This window comes from Rossellomorea sp. ABR4_004, from assembly GCF_056159585.1.
Window position 1 is genome coordinate 180516 of the sequence record NZ_JBSWVM010000003.1, and the last position, 21966, is coordinate 202481.

The 21966-nt window shown below is 37.8% G+C and carries 19 protein-coding genes; 7 read left to right on the forward strand and 12 right to left on the reverse strand.

What is annotated here, in order from left to right:
• Positions 1-114 precede the first annotated feature (114 nt).
• The 4 genes from ACXAF2_RS17945 to ACXAF2_RS17960 all read left to right on the forward strand — a co-directional run bounded on the left by ACXAF2_RS17945 (position 115) and on the right by ACXAF2_RS17960 (position 4354).
• Positions 115-1083 (forward strand): glycosyltransferase family protein, encoded by a 969-nt coding sequence (locus tag ACXAF2_RS17945; protein ID WP_475140724.1) that lies wholly within the window; start codon positions 115-117, stop codon positions 1081-1083.
• A 55-nt stretch (positions 1084-1138) separates the two neighbouring features.
• On the forward strand, positions 1139-1978 hold the full coding sequence (locus tag ACXAF2_RS17950; protein ID WP_475140725.1) for an FkbM family methyltransferase: 840 nt from the start codon (positions 1139-1141) through the stop codon (positions 1976-1978).
• On the forward strand, positions 1968-2912 hold the full coding sequence (locus ACXAF2_RS17955) for a glycosyltransferase family protein (RefSeq protein WP_475140727.1): 945 nt from the start codon (positions 1968-1970) through the stop codon (positions 2910-2912). The genes ACXAF2_RS17950 and ACXAF2_RS17955 overlap by 11 nt, the downstream gene beginning before the upstream one ends.
• 161 nt (positions 2913-3073) lie before the next feature.
• On the forward strand, positions 3074-4354 hold the full coding sequence (locus ACXAF2_RS17960) for a DUF6395 domain-containing protein (RefSeq protein WP_475140728.1): 1281 nt from the start codon (positions 3074-3076) through the stop codon (positions 4352-4354).
• A 143-nt stretch (positions 4355-4497) separates the two neighbouring features.
• On the opposite strand, the gene ACXAF2_RS17965 is transcribed toward ACXAF2_RS17960, so the two are convergent.
• Positions 4498-5175: an acyltransferase gene (locus ACXAF2_RS17965; protein ID WP_475140730.1), complete on the reverse strand. Its 678-nt coding sequence runs from the start codon at positions 5173-5175 to the stop codon at positions 4498-4500.
• Between the two features lie 149 nt (positions 5176-5324).
• Here ACXAF2_RS17965 and ACXAF2_RS17970 point away from each other — a divergent pair, with 149 nt between their 5' ends.
• Both ACXAF2_RS17970 and ACXAF2_RS17975 read left to right on the forward strand, forming a co-directional pair.
• Positions 5325-6275 (forward strand): Gfo/Idh/MocA family protein, encoded by a 951-nt coding sequence (locus ACXAF2_RS17970; protein ID WP_475140731.1) that lies wholly within the window; start codon positions 5325-5327, stop codon positions 6273-6275.
• Positions 6276-6313: 38 nt separating this feature from the next.
• Positions 6314-7006: a galactosyltransferase-related protein gene (locus tag ACXAF2_RS17975; protein ID WP_475140733.1), complete on the forward strand. Its 693-nt coding sequence runs from the start codon at positions 6314-6316 to the stop codon at positions 7004-7006.
• Between the two features lie 118 nt (positions 7007-7124).
• Here the strand turns inward: ACXAF2_RS17975 and ACXAF2_RS17980 are convergent, their stop codons facing one another.
• The 3 genes from ACXAF2_RS17980 to ACXAF2_RS17990 all read right to left on the reverse strand — a co-directional run bounded on the left by ACXAF2_RS17980 (position 7125) and on the right by ACXAF2_RS17990 (position 10155).
• Positions 7125-7610 (reverse strand): M67 family metallopeptidase, encoded by a 486-nt coding sequence (locus tag ACXAF2_RS17980; protein ID WP_475140735.1) that lies wholly within the window; start codon positions 7608-7610, stop codon positions 7125-7127.
• 72 nt (positions 7611-7682) lie between these two features.
• Complete coding sequence (locus ACXAF2_RS17985; RefSeq protein ID WP_475140736.1) at positions 7683-8876, reverse strand: hypothetical protein; 1194 nt, start codon at positions 8874-8876, stop codon at positions 7683-7685.
• A gap of 94 nt (positions 8877-8970) precedes the next feature.
• A complete protein-coding gene (locus tag ACXAF2_RS17990) occupies positions 8971-10155 on the reverse strand; it encodes a BMQ_0737 family morphogenetic spore coat protein (RefSeq protein ID WP_475140738.1) in 1185 nt (394 codons plus the stop codon).
• A gap of 511 nt (positions 10156-10666) precedes the next feature.
• Between ACXAF2_RS17990 and ACXAF2_RS17995 the strand changes: the two genes are divergently transcribed.
• Positions 10667-12151: a hypothetical protein gene (locus ACXAF2_RS17995; RefSeq protein ID WP_475140739.1), complete on the forward strand. Its 1485-nt coding sequence runs from the start codon at positions 10667-10669 to the stop codon at positions 12149-12151.
• Positions 12152-12169: 18 nt separating this feature from the next.
• Here the strand turns inward: ACXAF2_RS17995 and ACXAF2_RS18000 are convergent, their stop codons facing one another.
• The 8 genes from ACXAF2_RS18000 to ACXAF2_RS18035 all read right to left on the reverse strand — a co-directional run bounded on the left by ACXAF2_RS18000 (position 12170) and on the right by ACXAF2_RS18035 (position 21923).
• Positions 12170-13036, reverse strand: a complete 867-nt coding sequence (locus tag ACXAF2_RS18000) for a 2-oxoacid:ferredoxin oxidoreductase subunit beta (protein WP_475140741.1) — start codon at positions 13034-13036, stop codon at positions 12170-12172.
• Between the two features lie 3 nt (positions 13037-13039).
• The gene (locus tag ACXAF2_RS18005) at positions 13040-14782 is read right to left on the reverse strand and encodes a 2-oxoacid:acceptor oxidoreductase subunit alpha (protein ID WP_475140742.1); all 1743 of its coding nucleotides are present in this window, start codon (positions 14780-14782) and stop codon (positions 13040-13042) included.
• Positions 14783-15020: 238 nt separating this feature from the next.
• Positions 15021-15944 carry a dipeptidase gene (locus ACXAF2_RS18010; RefSeq protein ID WP_475140744.1) on the reverse strand — a complete coding sequence of 308 codons (924 nt, stop codon included), beginning with the start codon at positions 15942-15944 and terminating at the stop codon, positions 15021-15023.
• Positions 15945-16052: 108 nt separating this feature from the next.
• A complete protein-coding gene (gene spoVS / locus ACXAF2_RS18015) occupies positions 16053-16313 on the reverse strand; it encodes a stage V sporulation protein SpoVS (protein WP_034760060.1) in 261 nt (86 codons plus the stop codon).
• A 137-nt stretch (positions 16314-16450) separates the two neighbouring features.
• A complete protein-coding gene (locus ACXAF2_RS18020) occupies positions 16451-17254 on the reverse strand; it encodes a TIGR00282 family metallophosphoesterase (RefSeq protein WP_475140746.1) in 804 nt (267 codons plus the stop codon).
• A gap of 168 nt (positions 17255-17422) precedes the next feature.
• Positions 17423-18982, reverse strand: coding sequence for a ribonuclease Y (gene rny, locus ACXAF2_RS18025; protein WP_148969297.1), 1560 nt, complete (start codon positions 18980-18982; stop codon positions 17423-17425).
• 447 nt (positions 18983-19429) lie between these two features.
• Positions 19430-20467, reverse strand: a complete 1038-nt coding sequence (gene recA / locus ACXAF2_RS18030) for a recombinase RecA (protein WP_148969298.1) — start codon at positions 20465-20467, stop codon at positions 19430-19432.
• Positions 20468-20684: 217 nt separating this feature from the next.
• On the reverse strand, positions 20685-21923 hold the full coding sequence (locus ACXAF2_RS18035; RefSeq protein WP_475140748.1) for a competence/damage-inducible protein A: 1239 nt from the start codon (positions 21921-21923) through the stop codon (positions 20685-20687).
• Between the last annotated feature and the right edge of the window lie 43 nt (positions 21924-21966).

Sequence of the window (21966 nt, forward strand, 5' to 3'; positions counted from 1 at the left end):
TTATGCATATCCAAGGAAACTGTTAAGACACTAATCTATTATTGGAAATTTTCATATCTTGTCCTCACATAATCACCATTTATCCATAAAATATTAGATAGGGAGGTGTGATATTTGAAAATCAAAAAATTAAAGCTATTAATTCTAATTCGACCATTTGGGAGAATGTACGCTAAACATAAATCAAAATACGACTTCATTACAACAATTGAACAATTTGCTGACGTTTACTATTGGCATAAAGACGGGTCAATTCATGAAATTATTAAAAAGTTAAACATCAGACCGGATTTCATCTTCCACTATGACACAGCGTACAATTATAAATTATCACCGAGAATCACTGGATTGTCTCAAATTAATATTCCTAAGGGATGCTATATTATTGATTCCCATTACAATCCTGGTTTCCGCAGGGAGTATGTAAATAAAAATAAAATTGATGTTATATTTTCGGTTACTAAAGAAAACTTCCTGAAAATGTATCCAGACCTAAAAAACCGGTTTGTTTGGTTACCCTGGTCGATAAATACCTCTATATTTAGAGACTGGTCGCAACCAAAAGTATATGACTTTATGTTGATGGGCTTAGTCAATCCTCTATTAGAAGGAAGATATCCTTTCAGGGAAAAAGTATTGGAAACAATGAAAAAATATAATGGATTTGTCCATCACCATCATCCCGGCCATTTAGTTTCATGGAAAGGAAATCCTATGGTCGATCTTAATTACGCAAAAGAAATCAATAAATCGAAAATCTTTTTTACTTGTGGCAGTACATTAAATTACCCCGTTTTAAAGTTTTTCGAAGTTCTCGCTTGTAACACTCTATTACTTGCGGAAGCTAACAATGACATTTATGAATTAGGATTCAATAATGGGGTAAATTTCATTTCCTGTACAAAAGAAGATTTTGAAGAAAAAGCTCTCTTCTATTTAAATAATCCAACTTTAAGAAATAGGATATCTAAAAATGGAGCGAATTTTATTAATAGATACCACTCAAATGAGGTTAGAGCAAATCAATTCATTAAGCATATTAATGAAATCATTATTGAAAGAAAAAAACCCCGGATTGATTGATATATACTCTTTCATTCTAATCTCTCCAAAACAATAATAATAAAGGGGTGTTGTAATGATGAAAGAAATCATATTTAGTGATAACCACAATTCATTTTATGTAAATGATGAAGAAAAGAAGGGACTAGGCTTGTCACTGCACAATGGGATCACTCAGCCCAGAGTTGTGAATTTCTGGAGAAGAATTGTAGAGAAGCTGGAACCGAACATTATCATAGACATTGGTTTGAATTATGGAGAGATTTTATTTTCTGCAAATTACTGTAAGGATGCATTGATTTATGGCGTAGAGCCAAATAAAGATCTTAAACCTTATATTGAAAAATCTCTCCAAAAGCATGTAAATAAAGATCAAATGAAAATTATTTATAAATTGGCATCTGATCGAAACTTGTATTCTCAAGATTTTTTTATAGATAAAGAACGGTCCGGAAATTCATCAATCTTTCAATTAGAGCATAGAGAACAAATTAAAAAGAAAATTGGCAGTATAAGAATTGACGATCTATTTATGCTGAAAAGCATTAAAAATCAGATAGTCATCTTTAAGATCGATGTCGAGGGTCACGAATGGAAAGTATTGGAGGGGATGAAAGATACCTTAAATAGGTGCCATACTTTCGCGGGATGTATAGAGTTCAATATAGATTTCCTCAAAAAAGTCAATGTTAACGTGGAAGATTTCATTAACTATCTAAATGAGAACTTTAACGTTTTCATTCCTGGTGAAGAAAACACTCTGATAAAAATCCCCCAGCTGGACATTCATCTCCTAAGTGCCTACTACTCGATAGATACTAAATGTAATGACTTAGTATTATTCCCTCAAAATTATCATCCTGATAATTTTGATTACTCTATTATCACTAAAGAGGTGTTTGCTGATGAAACCTAAGATATTACTATTAATTCGACCATTTTGGAAAAAATACGCTAAGCATAAGGCGAAGTTTGATATGATTAAAGCATTTGAAGAATATGCTGATCTTTACTATTGGTATGAAGATGGGGATATAAGAGAGATATTAGAAAAAATAATAGTCAAACCTGATTTTATTTTTCATTATGATGTCGGATATAATTATGCACTAGCACCGAATATCACTGGTTTACATTCCATTGACATACCGAAAGGTTGCTTTATTATTGATTCTCATTATAATCCTGCTTTCAGGAAAAACTATGTTCTTACTAATAAATTTGATGCTGTTTATTCTGTATCCAAAGAAAATTTTCTCAATTCCTATCCAGAACTTCAGCATAAATTCAAATGGTTACCCTGGTCAGTAAACACAAAGATTTATAGAGATTGGAAGCAGAATAAAGAATATGATTATCTATTGATGGGATTAATCAACACGCCAACACATGGCCGGTACAAATTTAGAGAAGCAGTGTTAAACAGGTTTAATAATCTTCCTAATTTCACCCACATTGCACACCCGGGTCACTTAGTATCCTGGGATAAGGAACCGATTGTCGATATTAAATATGCGAAAGAAATCAACAAGGCTAAAATCTTTTTCACTTGTGGAAGTAATCTCAAATATCCAATTTTGAAGTTCTTTGAGGTACCTGCATGTAAAGCTTTACTGCTCGCTGAACCCAACAACGATATCCTCGAGTTAGGCTTCAAGGATGGTGAGAATTTCATCGCTTGCAATGTTACAAATTTTGAAGAAAAAGCGAAGTATTATCTTAATAACAATCGATCAAGAGAAGAAATTATTCATAATGGATACCATTTCATTCAAAATAATCATTCTAATCAAATACGTGCTCAGCAGTTTGTCCACTCCGTAAAAGATATTATCCTCAAAAAAAAATAGGAAAAGTAAGTGGGATTCATAGCTTTTCATTCCTAAAAAATTCAAACACTATATCACCTTGAATATCCAACCCAAAAACTATAATATCCCATTTATCTTCTTATCTTCACAAGGGTTATCTATCATAAGTTTTATGAATTTTATTAAAAAGGATGAATGGAATGAAAATTTACTACAAATGCAAAACCGGGTTATTGACCCTCTCTTATTTTATTGACCCAACGGATAAAACCAACTTTACTATTTTTAGAAACAGTTATAAATCATCGGGTGAAGTACACCTGAATAATAAACAATGTACTATCCACTTGCCAAACAACTGGAATATCGATTCAGTTCATCCAGATATGTTAGCTCTTGCTGCTATTTCAATTGTGTACCCATTTTGTGGTCCTGTAATCTCTGTACCAATAGGTGTCAGTGTACACTTCCACAGGGCTTTCTACAGACTCACTAATAAAAAAATAGTTCCTGTAAATTATCATCTCAAACCCAGAAAAGCTCCAATTAATGCTGTACCAGCCCTTTCCTATAGTGGAGGTATGGATTCAACTTCAGCTTTATTACTCCTCCCACCTTCAACTCACTTGTTCTATATAGATCGAATTCCACCACTTACACTTAAACATAAAAGAACGATGCTTAATCAGGATGCCGCATATTTTGCTTGTAATTCTTTAAAGAAATTGGGATTTAATATTCATAGAATTAAGTCAGATTTACAGTATGTGAGGAATCCTGTTGGCTTTAATACCATTTTGGCTGACGCAGCTCCTAGTTTACTATTATCTGATTACTACGGCTTCAATAGTTTAGCAAATGGTCATACGATCGAAGAGGGATACAGGGTCGGTTATGAGGGGTATACAGACTGGAAGCAAAATCCATTCATAGCCACATGGTCAGAAATATTAGAAAGCGTAGATATGCCCTTTACCCTTCCATTAATAGGATTAAGCGAAGTATCTACAACAAAGATGGTTATGAACTCCCGCTATAGGAATATCGCGCAAGCATGCAGCAGAGGCGGCGTAGGAAAGCCTTGTATGAATTGTTATAAATGTTTCAGGAAAGATCTATTGGAAAATACGATTAAGAACGTACCTCTTTCAGAACCTTATCTAAATAATTTGTTTAAAATCAATGATGCAAACAATATTATAAAACATCCATATCCACACTTCGGAAACGTCCTATCATACATTACTTCTAAATATAATGGCAAACACCTTGAAATGAATAAATTAAAGGTTAAAGTTAGAGGGGATTCCATCAATACATCCTGGATGGAAAAATTTCACCCAGAAGCTTTAGAAATTATCGCCCCACAATATCGCCAATATATTAAAAAGCAAATTGATCAATATGTACCTACAATGAATGCGAATGAAATTAACACAATGAAAACCTTATATAGTGTAAATACATTAAAAAAATTATAACTTCATATAAAAAAGTTTCTTCACAAAATCATTTATACAAGTAATAAACCCCTCATAATTTTAATAGTTTATGAGGGGCTTTCTTTCATGTCTACTAATATTTACTTTGTTCTTCCTTACTGATTAGTAAGTCTATGAATGTATTATTTTCTCTTTAATACTCTTGCGGGATTTCCTACAACTGTACAATTATTTTGTACATCTTTTGTTACTACAGAACCTGCACCAATTACAGAATCGTTATCAATAATAACTCCAGGAAGTAAAGTGGCATTATTTCCAATGGAAGCGCCTTTCTTAATAACAGGACCTTTCAACTCATAGGGAGATTTCCCCATATATTTATCGTTTGACATCGAAACACAAGGACCAATAAAAACGTGATCTTCTATAATGGTATCACCTGTCACATACGCAAGCGTTTGAATAGTACATGCCTTGCCAATGGTACTATTTAATTCAATGATAGCACCCCTGCCAACTACAGTATCCTGATCAATTATTACGTTCTCCCTTATACTTGCATGATCTCCAATGAATACATGTTGACCAATAGTGGTGCCTGAATAAATGCTGACCAGGTTGCCTATTTTCACATTTTCTGAAATTAATAAGGTAGTAGAACTTTTGTTGCCCCTCATCCTATTATTTCCTTGTGGTTTTATACCAATCACACAATTATTTCCTATCTTTGAATTCTTCATTATATGTGTTCCCTTTAAAATCACGCTGTTATGGCCGATCTCGACCCCTTCTTCTATTAAAACATCCTCTTCTACAACTACATTTCTCCCTAGTGTCACACCATTAAGATTCTTCACGTAGATCACCCCTGCAAACGTTATTTATTACCTAGTGTATGTGCAAACCTCTATAATAGTTTGGACTAATTTAAACATTTAATTGTTTGTCCAAGCAATTTAATTTTTTTCGCATAGTATATTAAAAACAGGTATAAGAGGTGTTCAAATTGAAGATTGGAGTTATTGGTGCTGGTAAAATGGGTGAGAAGCATATTAATGCATTATTGGCACTTAAAGAACAAGTGACACTACAAGGAATATTTGATAACGATATAAATAAGAGTCAAATCATTTCAGAGAAATATAAAATAAAGAGTTACCCTACAATGATCGATCTTATGAGAAGTGTGGATGCAATAAGTCTTTGTGTGCCAACTAAATATCACTACGAGCTTGCGAATCTATGTTTAGATCATAATGTTCATTTATTAATAGAAAAACCCATAACTGCTAATAGTTCTGATGCAGAAAAGATTGTTGAAAAAGCTCAAACTAAAAACTTGATTGTACAAGTTGGGCACATAGAATTATACAACCCTACCTTTAGGTTATTAATGGAGCTATTAAAGCACGAGGATATTTGCTCTATCAATTTTAATAGGTTAAATCCAGCTGCTGTCCGTATGGATTTCCCTGAAGTTGTCAGTGACTTAATGATTCACGATGTATATCTATTAGAAGAGATCACTAAAGGTGATACAATTAAAGATATATATTCTATTAGATCCCCTAAGAATAATCACCATGGAAACGATCATGTAACGTCTATTCTTACTCTTCAGTCCGGATTAATTTGTACATTAACAGCCAGCTATATATCAAAATATAAAAAAAGACAAATCGAAATCATAACCAACCATTCATACTTTGATGTTGATTTGATTAACCATACGATTAAGACGATTCAAGTCTCCTCTCATTATCCTGAAATAGAAGACATTGTAAGCCAGAATAAAGTTTCTACAATTAATATCTCTGCTCCTGAGTATGATCCATTACAAATGCAGCTACTGGACTTCATTCAAAATGTGAAAACCCACAAGCAGCCTAAGGTGACTGCTGAAGATGGAATGATTTCCCTTTCCATTATAGAAAGGATACTTTCAAACCTGAATTAGTCTTATTATCTTTTCCTAAAGAAAGGATGTGCATAAAGATGGTTCCCTTTACGATCATCATTCCTTTTCATTCAAAGGATACCTTCAGAAAAAAAGACTTACATGTAGTTATGAATTACTACAAAACGTTGTTTCCTAACACAGATATGATCATCGCTTCCGATGGGAATGATCCTTACTCCAAATCGTCAGCAATAAATAAAGCTGTAAAAAAGACTAAAACTGAATGTATTGCCATTATAGATGCAGATATACTTTGCCCAAAAAATGCAATGCTCTCAGGCTTGAAGCTTCTTAAATCTTTTCCCCTTATACTTCCATATAATAACGTGTGTGATTTGTCCCGTCACATGTCTGAAGTGCTATATGACAAACCCTATTACGCTCTGAACACTTCCATGTTACATGGTAAAAACCGACACAATAATAAGTCGATTCCCGTTGGCGGAATAAATTTAATCAATAAAACATGCTTTATGAAGATTAATGGTTTTGATGAACGTTTTACAGGCTGGGGTGGTGAGGACGATGCATTTGTTGCTGCCAGTGATACAATTTGTGGTCCTCATAAAAGATTAACCGGTAACATCTATCATTTATGGCATCCTCCAAAAAAAGCTAAAACAAACCCCTATTATTCAAATAACCATAGAATTGTTAGTGAGTATTTTAAGGCCTATAATAAAAAAGAAGAAATGATTAAAATCCTTTCAAAAAGGAAGGGTATTTAACGTTTATACACTCGAAGAAGGAGACTGACTCTCCTTCTTATTCTTATTGTCAGATCAACGTTTTTCACTTTAAAAAAGGATCTGCTATATGGCAGATCCCTTTTAAAAGTGAAAATTGTCACCCGTAAATTTCGATATCGACTTCCCTTACATTACCATTAAATATTTTGTAGCATCTGATATTTGCTTCTCCCCTTCCTAAAGCAATGATGAAATAATAAATATGGTGGCCAGGGGCATGCTTAATATCATCGTTTGAAGGTACTGCTTTACCAAAAGGATGAGAATGATAAACTCCAACTAATTCTTCATGATTTTTTTTCAGTTCACCCATTATTCTATCTTGATCATGGATATCAATGGCAAATGTATAAGGAGAAGGGTTTGTGTTTTTGGTTGGCCATACATTTTTACACACATTCGTATGACCAGAAATAAATCCGCATGCCTCATTCGGAAGCTCTTTTTTACATTCCGCTTCAAGCAATTGAATTAATTTTTTTGAAATATACACTCTTTCTTTATGCGTTACACCCGCATCCCTTATATTTGAACTTTGTTCGTTTCGCTTCCATTTTCTTTTTTTGTTCTTTTCTGATCCCAATGGGTACACTCTTTTGCTGCTTGTAAATTTTATTTAGATCATTGGATTGCATCTTTTTCCCCCCTTTCAAATTCATCGAATGTATTTGTTCGGATTAAACATTGTTCGTTTCGCTTCAGGAGCCATCGGTATGTTTCCGTACTCTTCAAATTGAGGGTTCCCGTGAGTTGCTTGTTTACTTTGCTGTTTCATTTTATTATAGAGATCATTTTTCTTATTTGATTGAGACTTCAGATCTTGACGAAGTTTAGACAATTCTTTCTCCAGTTCCATTTCACGCTGACTTTTCCCTTTTTGAATACCTGTATCTTTTTCATTCAATAACGTCATCTGTCTTTCAAGATCTTTTTCTCTTTGTTTAAATTCTTCAATTTGAGTCCTTAGTGCATGAAGTTCTTCCTCGTAATGTTCCTCAATTTTCTTTAGCTCTTCATGCAAGGCACTCATCTTCTGTAAGTAATTCTGAGTGGTTTCTTCCCTTTCATTGCTCTTATTCAACGATTCCTTCACTTCATTGAATTTTCCAGAATACGATTCTAAATGTTCCTCAATCAAATTAAGCTTCTTAATTATCTCAGGATGATTATTTTCTTGTTTTCCCCATAAAAAATTCCACATTTTCGTATACCACCTTTCATTTTTCCCCTTGATGTATTGCTTGTATTGCTGTCTTACCCATGCTAAATGAGTTGCGAATGCATTAGCATATACCTCGACCTCAATGGACCTTTTGCTCTCCGTTAGGAAGTACTCATTGGCTTCCATCAACAAAGATATTGCATCATTTTTAATACCTTCAAGTATTGACCTCTTTTGGCTAAGAGTACTTTCATAAATCACCCTTATTTCTGGAATGGCTGTAGGAATTAAATGGTCATTAACTTCCCATAAGCTATTTCCGAAAATGCTATCATCCAGATTCTCTGGTTTAACGGTTGCTTCATTAATTAATACAGATTCATCTGGATTTGGTACTTTCTTTAATTCATGTTGTAGTTGAAGATAAATCTCATGTTTCAATTCCATATCTTGTAGTAAGTATTCAATTTGCTCTGTCAACATCTGAATTGTATGGTGATTCTCAGCGATTTCTAATTGATACACTTTATGTTTTGATCTTTCCCTGGACAATTCCTCTGACACATTCTTTATCCGCCTTGAATAATGATTATAGAGAGACTCAAGTTCTTTAGATATCAAATGAATATCATTCATGACTTCCGGGTAGCCCGTGCCATCTTTAGTTTCATCCTCCTCCACTGTCATCACGTTCACCTCCATTGATTTCTTTGTATTATCTTATGTATGGTTTGTTTACATGTTAAAAAAAAGGAGAGAGATTCCTCTCTCCCTCATTTAATTAGTCATCCAATCCGCCAAGCAGGTCAGCAAATGTATCACACTCACCGAATTCTACCAATGCTTCTACAATTCCACTATCATAGATGACAACATTAGCTGTATTTCTTAAGATTAAGCGGAAGCCTTCTGAGATTGGTCCGACTAATCCACTAATGATCTGTAATTCGTAGAATAATTGTTCAGGAGCACCATCAAAGTAGCGGATTCCTTCTCCTACAGCAGTCAAAGCGTCCTCACCACATGTTACGCTATCGATGGAAGATGGCTCGAAAGTAAAGCTGAAGTCAGGTTGGAATCCTGTTCCAGTCGGAGCCGGTGTAGGACCTACTTCAGTATCAGTGAAGGAGTAAGACCATGTGCTATCAGCGAGTGAACATTCTTGACAAATCTCTGCTCTAAGAGTCGATAGACCTGTTACAACGTCTGAGGTTGCACCGGAACCAAATGTTGCAAGTGTATCTTCATTTCTAGCAAGAGCAGTCGCTTGACATTCACAGTTATCAACCGGGAATAATCCTGGACATTGACGAGGGAATTCTAGTAGGCTCAAGTCACATTGAAGTCTTTCTTCAGGTACTGGAATATTGTTTGGACGTGGGAAACAGAATTTAGCCAATACTTCAAGTTTAACAGGATACTCTACTTGAACATCTTTACATAGTACGACTTTCAATGGGATCATTGGTCCAAATGGATCCGGCCCCATTAATACCCCACCAGAAGTCGCGATTACTTGTGTTGCTCTGATGTTTAAGTTGTCATTTGTGATTCCTGTCGGTACGCAAAGCATAATTTCGTCGGTGAATTGAGTGCGAACAGTGAATGAGCACTCTGCTACCCCATCGATTAAGATTGTAACGTCTACAGGGACTGTCCAGACGATAAGAACTTTTCCAGGATTCCCATTTTCAATGATAGTACCTGTTACGCTGACGTCAGCCGGGTCTACTGGAGCAGTTTGCACCTCTACTCTTTGACCTGCAGCTAATGCTGCACTGACTGCTGCACGACAAGCTTCATCAGGAATGAAGTTCTTATTCTCGTACCTGTTCGCAAAGAACACCCAGTCATACACTTTGTCTACTCGAATACATTCAGGTGCTAAATCATTTGTATCCAAGGGAATACTGGTTGGCGTTGGTGTTGGGGTCTGGGAACCCCTAATTTGTTTACGCTTCTTCAAAAAAATCCTTCCTCTCTTTTAATGAATATTGTATTTCTATCACACTATATCTTATGGACGAGAAAAAATTTGGTATAGAGTAAATACCTATTTTTACAAAAAAAAATAATAGGCATACTAATAGTTTTTCAAAACTATGAAAAAATAGGCTGTGCATATAGTCATTTGCCAGTACTCCCGTTTTAAAACCGGCATAACATATACCATAAGGAAAGGAGGAATGTATAACCTTTTATGAATTGCTCCACTTGTGATGTAAAATGAACAAAACTACAATTAAATGACATTCAAATATATTTCTGAAAAACAAGCTTCTGATTGGTTACGCTTACTCTTTTAAATGAATATTACGAACGTAAACGCTTATCTTATCATTGCAATGATATTTATTATAAATATAAAAGCCATGTAAACTCTGGGAAGTTTTCATGGCTTATTTTTATGGACAAATAGCGTTCACATTGTGGAACACATATACATAATAAAAACGAGAAGAAAGGAGGCATCCTGTATGAAACAACTTTCTCCTATACAATTGCAGCAGCAAATCATTCATTATAAATCCGAAATGGAAAAGTACAAACAAAAGTGTTCATTATTCGAAAAAGGTTATCTCGCTCAAAAATACAAATCCTTAAAAAAAGAACATCAACTTTTAGAAAATACAGTTGAAGAGTATCGAATGCGATGTATAAAAATCGATACGGAAAAAGGACAGCTATCCTCAAAATACCACTCCTTCCTTAAGGCACAAGAAAAGGAAATGACAAAGCTTCGCTACACGATTAATCACTTAAAGGATCAACTCCATAAAACAAACCATCTCCACTTAACGGAAACAAAAAAACAAACGGAACACCAAAATGAAGAAAAGGATACACTTGATAAAGAAATCCATTCTTTACAAGTGACAAATTGCTACCTTACAAAAGAAATCGAACAACTATTGAAAAACAAACAACGAATTGAAAGACAATTATATATCACAGAAAGTGAATTATTGGAACAAGAAGTGTTAGGAGTGGAATTACAAAGGGAGTGGAATGACCATAAACAACATCTACTCATACTGAATAGCTTTGAGGAACACAAAAACTATAATCTGTTACATCAGAACGAGTCCTTGAAAACTCAACTTTACTTAAAAGAAACGGAATTACTAGAACTTGTGGAGCTGATGGAGAAATTGAAAATTGAGTGGGCGGAAACGAAACAACATTTGCTCATCCAGAAAGACTTTGAGGAACATGAAAACTACAATCTCTTGCATCAGAATGAATCCTTGAAAACTCAACTTTACTTAAAAGAAACGGAATTACTAGAACTTGAGGAGCTGATGGAGAAATTGAAAATTGAGTGGGCGGAAACGAAACAACATTTGCTCATACAGAAAGGCTTTGAGGAACATGAAAACAACAATCTCTTATATCAGAACGACTTCTTGAAAACTCAACTGCACCTAAAAGAAACAGAATTACTAGAACTTGTGGAGCTGGTGGAGAAATTGAAGATTGAGTGGACGGAAACGAAACAACATTTGCTCATCCAGAATGGCTTTGAGGAACATGAAAACTACAATCTCTTGCATCAGAACGACTCCTTGAAAACTCAACTTTACTTAAAAGAAATAGAACTGTTTGAAATCGAGCAAGCTTTTTCAGAAACCTCATTCCATTACGAGGACCTGCTTACCACTAAAGCGAATCAGCTTGAACAGGCATCGAAAATGCAAATCGAAAAATCGGCCTATATCCAAAAGATCGAAACATCATTAAAAAGGCTGTTAGACGAAAAAAAGGACTATACCGCAACCCTTCATACATTAAGAAAGAATATCAAACTTATGAAGGAAGACGACTTCAGCTTCAAAGAGGAAGAATCAGCTGAAATGAAAAATAAAATAAAAAGCTATGAAAACACAATTCAGCACCTGCAATTCACAAATGCTCACTTAATTGAAGAAATCAATAAATTAAAAAACCGGGCACCCAAATAAGGAGCCCGGTTTCTTCTATTACATAAATTCTTTGACTAATTCATCAAATTTACCCTCATCTAACGTTAAATCATGTGTACTTAATGGCTCTTCAGAGTACCCGGTTACTAGATCCTGGTATGAAGGCTGTTCTCTGTTTTGATAAATCAATCCAGTTACCAGTCCATCCTTCTCCATGAGCGTATTCATGGCTTGTTCACGATTTGATGGATCATAGCCTTCAAGATCCGAGAGCTTTGTCAGGTTCTCTTTAAACCAATCGTACGTATTAATCTTATTATATGTTACGCAAGGACTAAATACGTTGATCAAAGAGAAGCCTTTATGATTTAGACCTGCTTCAATTATCGCAGTCAGCTCTTTCAAGTCAGAAGAGAAGCTTTGGGCAACGAATGTTGCGCCAGCTGTCAGTGCCATTTCCATCGGTGCCAGTGCTGGCTCGATGCTTCCTTGAGGAGTAGACTTTGTCTTAAAACCAGATGACGAACGCGGAGAGGTCTGTCCTTTTGTCAGCCCATAAATCTGGTTATCCATAACGATGTATGTGACATCTACATTACGACGGATCGCATGGATCGTATGGCCAAGGCCAATGGCAAATCCATCTCCATCCCCGCCTGAAGCAATGACGGTCAAATCCTTATTTGCCATTTTTAATCCTTGAGCAATAGGAAGGGAACGGCCGTGAATGCCATGAAAACCGTACGAATTAATATAACCCGATATACGTCCTGAACAACCGATTCCTGAAACGACAGCTAATTGTTCAGGATCCAGCCCCACGTTTGCCGATGCCCGTTGAATCGCAGCTTGTACAGAGAAGTCTCCACACCCAGGACACCAGTTGGGTTTTACATTATTTCTGAAATCTTTAAAGGTAGCCATGGATCAGATCAACTCCTTACATCTTGAATGAATTTCATTTGGTAAGTATGGTGTTCCATCATACTTTGTCATTTTCGTGATTTTATTTCCATACCCAACGTTCATTTTGATTATATTGGCCAGTTGTCCAGTGGCATTATGTTCAATCACGACCACTTTCTTTGCTGATTGCATCAACGGCTCCAGCTCATCTGCAGGAAACGGATGGATTAAGCGTATATGAGCATGATTCACTTTCAGTCCATCAGCTTCAAGTCGTTCCATTGCTTCTTCAATTACTCCACGTGTCGAGTTGAAACCGACTAATAATAAATCGGCTTCTTCATGTGGTGCATAAGTGTGAATTGGATTGTTAAAGCGGATTCTTTCCACCTTGCGCATCCGTTTATCCATCTGCGCCTGTCTGTTTACCGGAGATTCAGAAGGCTTCCCTGTTTCATCATGTTCGACTCCTGTCACATGATGAATACCGTTTTTCATTCCAGGAATGACACGTGGTGATACACCATCTTCAGTCACTTCAAAACGTTTAAAGTATTTCTTAGCCTCTAATTCAATTAACTCCGATTCATTGCCGACAAGCTTCCCTCTACGAATTTCCACTTTGCTGTAATCAAGTGGCTCAACCGTTTGCTTCCCTAATGAAAGCTGAAGATCAGAAAGAATGATGACTGGACATTGATACTCTTCAGCTAAATTAAATGCCTCTACTGTATCATAGAACGCTTCCTGTACAGTACTTGGAGCGAGGACGATCTTAGGAATCTCACCGTGCGTACCGTAAATCATGGCCATTAAATCGGACTGCTCCTGTTTCGTTGGAAGTCCTGTGGACGGCCCTCCTCGTTGAGTATCCACCACTACTAAAGGCTGCTCTGTCATACCGGATAAACCGATTGCTTCCATCATAAGTGAAAGACCGGGTCCAGCTGATGCAGTGAATGAACGGATCCCCCCGTAGTTCGCACCGATTGCCATCGTTGCAGCTGCAATCTCATCCTCTGTTTGGATAACCGTTCCTCCAACCATCGGTAGCTTCTTAATGAGGTATTCCATGATTTCAGAAGCTGGAGTGATTGGATATGCTGCCATGAGACGAACCCCACCAGCCAGTGCACCGAGAGCAATCGCATCGTTCCCGATCATGAACATGCGCTTATTTCCATCGGCTTCCTTCAGTTGTAATGAACCAACCTTGCTTCCAAGCTCATCTTTCATCGTTTGAAACCCTTGCTTGATGGCTTCCATGTTTTTCTCAACTACTGTCTCACCTTTACGGCCAAAAATCTCTTCCACAACTTCCTTGAAAACGTCTGGATCCAGGTTGAGAACCGCACAGGTCGCACCCACTGCTACCATATTCTTCATTAAAGAAGTTCCCAGTTCTGTAGCTAACTGAGTGAAAGGAATGATATACAAAGAAGCATCCGTATCTTCAGGCTTTTCAGGCTTGAACTTCGCATCAGCTATAATGACACCATCGCTATGTAATTCTTTATAATTCACATCAATCGTTTCCTGGTCAAATGCTACTAAAATATCTAAGTCATCAGCAATCGCACGCACTTGTGTGGTACTTACCCGAATCTTGTTATTTGTATGTCCTCCCTTAATACGAGAGGAGAAATGGCGGTAACCATATAAGAAGTACCCAAGGCGATTAAGGGCCATAGAAAAGATTTCACCCGTACTCTCTATCCCTTCACCTTGCTGGCCGCCAACTTTCCATGAAAGTTGTTCCTTCATTTATTACACCCCTTCAATCAATTTTTGCAACCTCTATCAGAGAAGCATATACTCTTCTTTTCGTTCAAACAACCTATTACTACAAAGGATTGCAGCAACTCTTATATTTGTATTCACTCTATCAGTTTATCACTTTTCTATTTAAATCACTACTGTATTAAAGAGATTATGAATGTACAGACTTAATTCCTGGTACAAAAAACCATTATAGGTATCTCTTTCATGGCAGGTTCTGTAGTCAATCTGGTATTCTTCCAACAAAGTTTTCAAACAAGAACTTTTTCACCTGTCTCTCGCTATAGTAACGTTGGAGTGTATCGATCAAGTTCTGATATTGATCAAATGATGATAACCCTTGTACGGTTTCTGATATCCCGTCGAAATCTGATCCAAAGCCAATATGATCCTCTCCACCCAAACTGCAGACATGTTCGACGTGCCTGATGATATCTGAAATCACTGCTGTACCTTTTTTGTTTAGAAACGGCGGCACAAATGTAATCCCCATCACACTGTCTTTTTTGATTAACGCTTCAATTTGGTCGTTTTTTAAATTTCGGGGATTTGGACAAATGGAGTAGGCATTCGAGTGAGAAGCAACGGGATAATCTGAAATCTCGATTGTATCCCAGAATGCTTTCTCACATAAATGGGAAACATCTGTCCACATCCTGTTCTCGTTTAAGAATGAAACGACTTCATGGCCAAAATTGGTCAATCCTCCACCCCTTGGCTCCAGTGCTCCATCTGCAGCAGCATTGGCCCAATTCCATGTTAATCCAGCAGAGCGCACCCCAAGCCGGTAAAGAATTTCAAGCTTGGTGAGATCCTCTTCTATCGCTTCAATGCCCTCAAGTGTAAGCATTGCCCCGATTTCATCATGTGCTAATCTTTCTATATCACTTTTAGAGGTGACAAATTTTAATTTAGGGTTGGGTTTCAGGACTTGATTATGAAATAAGTTCACCATTTCCAGGGCAGCTTGAAATCGTTGACCTGGCTTCAAATCGGATGGGATATAAATAGCAAACAATTGAATCTTACTCCTGCTTTCAATCAGTTGTGGATAAGTTATATGTAAAGTGTTCTTCGTTTGAAATGCTTTCTTCCCCGGTTCTAAGTATAACTTCATCAATACATCACAGTGTGCATCAAATAACATGTTTCTTTCATCCTTTCAAATGCCTGACCTTCTTATAAATAATACTATGGAATAATAGAAAGGCTGTCCACTAAAGAATCCCCTCTTTAATGAACAGCCTATGGTTTATTATCTTGGTTCCACGATTAACTTTATCGCCGTACGCTCTTCTCCATCAATCAAAATATCTGTAAATGCCGGGATACATATCAAATCTAAACCACTAGGAGCCACAAAGCCTCTGGCAATCGCAACTGCTTTGACGGCCTGATTTAAAGCCCCTGCACCAATCGCTTGAATCTCAGCTCCTCCTCTTTCACGAAGAACACCGGCGAGTGCACCAGCTACAGAATTAGGATTAGATTTTGCTGAAACTTTTAATATTTCCATTCCTTTTCCTCCTTGTCATTTCCCCCATACCGTATGTCCGTGGTAAAGAACAAACTTGGTATAAATGATTCCACTGATACTATATTCAGGAAATGGACAAATCATTCCGGTCTCACCGAAAAAAGGAAAGAAAACATTTAATATTCTGCCATAAAAGGATGATCCTCGTTAATTAATATTCGCTCGATCTTTTTCGCTTTACCCGTTTTTTGATCAACATCTATTAAGCAGGCACTCAAAATTTTGCGTCCTGTCTTTGGAACTTCAAAGCGAACAGGCAAACTTGTCTGAAATCTCTTCAGAACAGAATCCTTACTCATTCCCAATACCTCATCGTATGGGCCTGTCATACCGACATCACACATAAATGCCGTCCCATTGGGCAAGATGCGGTTATCCGCTGTTTGCACATGTGTATGAGTTCCTATTACAGCAGATACCCGGCCATCCAAAAACCAGCCAACAGCCTGCTTTTCACTTGTTGCCTCTGCATGAAAGTCAACGAAGATAATGGAGGTTCTCTTCTTTGCTTCGTCTACAAGTTCATCCAGTGCCTTAAACGGGTCATCAAGGGGCGGCATAAACGTTCTACCTTGGGCATTGATAACGGCAACCTCTTTTCCATACACTTCAGCATAGACCAGACCGCTTCCAGGGGTTCCTTCCGGAAAATTCGCCGGTCTCACCATTTGTTTCGATGAGTCGATAAAATTGAAAATATCTTTATTATCCCAAGTATGATTACCGAGAGTTACCATATTGGCACCATCTTGCAATAATTGTTTGTAAATCTTCTCTGTGATCCCTCTGCCTGAAGCTGCATTTTCCCCGTTAACGATGGTAAGATCCGGTGAGTGCTTCTTTTTTAACTTTGGCAAGTATTCCGTTATCATTTCCCTGCCCATTGAACCGACTACGTCTCCAACAAATAAAATTTTCATGAAAATTCCCTTCTCTATATGTATTCAGTCTTGTAGTTATTGTAACACAAATAACTTGCCGTCTATTCATCCGTAAAGGATCCATTATTGATTCATCTTCTGGATGGATAAAATATGCGATAAAAAAAGCTGACCCGAAAGGGAAAAATCCCTTTTCGAGTCAACCTCTTATTTTGCGTATTCGACAGCCCTTGTTTCACGGATGACCGTTACTTTAATATGGCCAGGGTAATCAAGCTCATCTTCGATCCGTTTACGGATATCCCTTGCTAATCGGTGAGATTCCAAATCGTCAATGGCTTCTGGTCTAACCATAATACGAACTTCACGTCCTGCCTGGATCGCGAACGATTTCTCAACGCCTTCATATGACTCTGAGATTTCTTCCAACTTCTCTAATCGGCGGATATAGTTCTCAAGCGTCTCACTTCTCGCGCCAGGTCTCGCAGCAGATAAAGCATCAGCTGCAGCAACCAGTACGGCGATGATGGACGTAGGCTCTGTATCTCCGTGGTGAGAAGCAATACTGTTAATGACAACAGGGTGTTCTTTGTACTTCGTTGCCAGTTCAACACCAATTTCCACGTGGCTTCCTTCAACTTCATGGTCGATTGCTTTTCCGATATCATGAAGTAATCCAGCACGTTTAGCGAGTCTTTCATCCTCACCAAGCTCTGCTGCTAATAATCCAGAAAGATAAGCCACTTCCATTGAGTGTTTTAAAACGTTTTGACCGTAACTTGTACGATATTTTAAACGTCCCAAGATTTTAATTAAATCCGGGTGAAGACCATGAACGCCAACTTCAAATGTTGTCTGTTCACCAATTTCACGGATGTATTCATCCACTTCACGTCGGGATTTATCGACCATCTCTTCAATTCGCGCAGGGTGGATACGTCCATCCTGAACTAACTTCTCTAATGCAATTCGAGCCGTTTCTCTACGAATCGGATCAAAACCAGAAAGAATAACTGCTTCAGGAGTATCATCAATAATCAAATCAATTCCTGTTAAAGTTTCCAGCGTACGAATGTTACGTCCTTCTCGCCCAATAATTCGACCTTTCATCTCATCATTCGGTAGGTTCACAACACTAACCGTTGTTTCTGCCACATGTTCAGCAGCACAACGTTGAATAGCCAGTGAAAGGACTTCTTTCGCCTTCTTATCTGCATCTTCCTTCGCACGTGTTTCATGCTCTCTGACCATAATAGCGATATCATGGGAAAGTTCATTTTCAACGCGGTCAAGAATGATTCCTTTCGCTTCATCACGAGTTAAGCTCGAGATACGTTCTAGCTCTGTTTGCTGTGATCGTACCATCTCGTCCACTTTGCTTTCCATCTCTTCAATATGTTGTTGTCTCTCGTTAAGGGTCCCCTCTTTTCTTTCAAGTAAGGCTTCACGCTTATCAAGCGTTTCATCTTTTCGATCGAGGTTTTCCTCTTTTTGCATTAAACGATTTTCTTGTTTCTGCAATTCATTTCTTCGTTCACGAAGTTCATTTTCCATTTCTGTGCGAAGTCTATGATTTTCGTCCTTTGCTTCCAATAGTGCTTCTTTCTTCAGAGCATCTGCCTCGCGCTTAGCATCTTCTAAAATGTGCTCTGCTGAACCTTTGGCACCAGCAATCTTTGCTTCAGCAATGGACTTACGAATTAGGTATCCAACAACTACACCGACGATAAGGCCAAGCAAAATGGAGATGATTGTTATAGGTTGCATTATTTCACCTCCTCTTGCTATGAACTGTCATCATGTCTTTTACATGTCGGCTTGTACATTGCTCAAAAGAACAAAATATACAGCGCTAGGCTTTCAAATATTCATTCGAAAAATTTGTAAAATATACATGTTAATTTTAAATCTCTGAAAATTTATTGTCAAGGGGTAGAGCCCTCTATCACTAGATTTCTCAAGGGATTTTTTCCAATCGACACAAAATGACACTGTCATTATGGGGTTATGGATGATTTTTTGACACCATCCATCTATTTGAAAAATTTTTGTTGAATTTAGAAGTTTACATCTGATAGCGATTATTCACATGCTTTTGTTAACTATAAGCGATTAGCATTAGAGAAAAACACTATTACTATTTTCTACCAAATAATTACTTATCATACATAATAAAGAGAAGCACACCAAAGATGGCTGCTTCTCTTATTTTGGTTAGTCTTCTAAAAGACTTAATTCACTTTGATCATCGGTTTCAGCTCGACCTGTATCCAATCCGTAATGATCACGGATTTTCAGCATGATTTCGCTGCGGATTTCCGGATTTTCTTTAAGGAAAATCTTCGCGTTCTCACGACCTTGACCTAAGCGCTCTTCGTTATAAGAGTACCAGGCACCGCTCTTCTGAACAATATCAAGCTCAGATCCAAGATCGACGATTTCACCTTCTTTAGAAATTCCTTCACCGTACATAATATCTACTTCCGCTACACGGAAAGGAGGAGCTACTTTATTCTTTACGACTTTAATCTTCGTTTTGTTCCCTACCATTTCATTTCCTTGCTTAAGTGTTTCAGCACGACGGACTTCCAAACGAACAGAAGAATAGAATTTCAGCGCGCGTCCACCAGGAGTCGTCTCAGGATTTCCAAACATGACTCCAACCTTTTCTCGAATCTGGTTGATGAAAATCGCGATGGTCTTCGATTTGTTGATAGCACCTGAAAGCTTACGAAGAGCCTGTGACATTAAGCGGGCTTGAAGACCTACGTGAGCATCTCCCATCTCACCCTCGATTTCCGCTTTCGGTACAAGTGCTGCAACAGAGTCGATAACGATGGCGTCGACTGCCCCACTACGTACAAGCGCTTCGGCAATTTCCAGTGCCTGTTCACCTGTGTCCGGTTGAGAGAGTAATAATTCATCTATGTTTACCCCAAGCTTTTGTGCATATTCAGGATCAAGTGCGTGCTCTGCATCGATGAATGCAGCCTGACCGCCTTGAGCCTGTACTTCTGCAATGGCATGAAGGGCTACCGTTGTTTTACCGGATGATTCCGGACCATATACCTCGATGATTCTACCGCGGGGATATCCGCCAACTCCAAGAGCTGCGTCCAATGCCAGTGAACCACTTGGACATGTTACTATCTTTCTATCAGTTTGCTCCCCAAGCTTCATGATAGAGCCTTTACCGAATTGCTTTTCTATTTGTTTTAACGCCATATCTAAGGCTGCTTTACGATCGCTCACAAAATCTTCCTCCTTTAAATATAGAACTTGAAATAGACAACTTATAAGCTTGTCTCAAATCCAACCTATCTATACTATAAACGTTTTTATAATAGAAAACAAGAAAAAAATCGAACATTCATTCGGTTTTTTTCTATAGGCGACTTGGATTGAATTTGGAGCAGTTGAACAAGAAAAAAAACTGCCTTCCACGTATCAGAAGACAGCCAAACTATCCTTACTTACTCAATTCTTTAATCAAATAATACCAACCGTATTTTGCCGTTCTCATTCGGTTAGCATTCCGTCCTCCTCCAAGATTCAATAGAAACGTTCTAGTTGGTTGGTCTTTAATGGACAGTCCTATCCAAACGGTTCCTGCAGGTTGCCCTTCGTGTGGTCCGGGACCTGCCACACCTGTAAAACTGATCCCGATATCGGATGATAAAAGTTCTCTTACGTTTTCTGCAAGCTCCTGTGCACACTTTTCGCTAACTGATGTATGCTGTTCAAGCGTACTTTCTTTCACGGATAGTACCTTCTTCTTGACCTCATCCTGGTAACAAATCACCCCGCCATTCAGGATGGAGGATGTACCTGGTAATGACGCTAATTGAGCTTGAAAGAGGCCCCCGGTTAAACTCTCTGCACAGGATAATGTGAAGCCTCTCTCTTTTAATAATTTGAATCCCACCTCGACGAGAGAATCCTGATCGTAACCGTAGAAGTAATCTCCTGCAATATTCATAATCTCAATTTCTAACTCATCCAAAAGGGTGATGGCAGCATCTTTCGATTCATGTTTGGCCGTCAACCTCAGTGTAACTTCTCCGTCAGCAGCCAGTGGGGCAATGGTTGGATTGGTTTGTTGATCAATCAGATCTTCTAATTCTGTTTCCAACTGAGCTTCCCCAATGCCGAAAAAACGCAGGACCCGGGAATGGATAATTTCTTTCTTCTTTAATACTTTTTGGATGGCCTGTTTGCCATAAGTACTGAACATCGGTTTCATTTCAGATGGAGGCCCGGGTAAAAGCATGTATGCTTTACCATCTTTTTTCAAGAGCATGCCGGGAGCCATACCGTTTTCATTCTTCAACACCTGAGATCCGGCTAATACGAGTGCCTGTTTTTCATTATTAGGTGTCATCTCCCGATTGACATTTTTAAAATAGCTTTTTATTGATTCCAATGCATCTTCGTCCATGGTCAAAGTTGTACCTAATGACTTCGCAATCGTTTCTTTCGTCAAATCATCCTTCGTCGGTCCAAGTCCACCAGTGAAAATCAACAAGTCTGCTCTTTCTTGAGCTACTGAAATCGCATGTTGCAACCGCTCTGGGTTGTCACCAACACTAGTGTGGTAGTAGACATTCACGCCCATTTCAGCCAGCTGTTCTGAAATGAATTGAGCATTGGAATTGACGATTTGACCTAATAATAGTTCTGATCCTACCGCAATAATTTCTGCATTCATCCTAACTCCCCCTGTCATCGATATAAAGAAGGGGATGATTCCA